Here is a 293-nt window from a genome sequence, read left to right as displayed (position 1 = left end):
AATATACTCTGAATTACGTTTAGTATGGTGGAGCTAAGCGGGATCGAACCGCTGACCTCCTGCGTGCAAGGCAGGCGCTCTCCCAGCTGAGCTATAGCCCCATACAGAATTCATCGTTACCGTCCGACCAACCAACTCGCTTAGCCGCCGGGTATTTCAACGCGAATCATGCAGTGTGCGCCAGCACATGAGTAATGCAGCGTTTAAAATGGCAAAGAGGAAAAGCGTTTGGTAGGCCTGAGTGGACTTGAACCACCGACCTCACCCTTATCAGGGGTGCGCTCTAACCACCT

The 293-nt window shown here is 52.6% G+C and carries 1 tRNA gene; it reads right to left on the bottom strand.

The features are described 5' to 3' along the window. Positions 1-25: 25 nt before the first annotated feature. A tRNA-Ala gene (locus tag ACGF5R_RS24790) sits at positions 26-101 on the bottom strand. Between the last annotated feature and the right edge of the window lie 192 nt (positions 102-293).

Origin of the sequence: Photorhabdus sp. RM71S (assembly GCF_042879355.1) — a bacterium.
Classification (GTDB): domain Bacteria; phylum Pseudomonadota; class Gammaproteobacteria; order Enterobacterales; family Enterobacteriaceae; genus Photorhabdus; species Photorhabdus kayaii.
The sequence above is the reverse complement of the archived record's forward strand: the minus strand, read 5'-3'. Positions and strand labels throughout refer to the sequence as shown.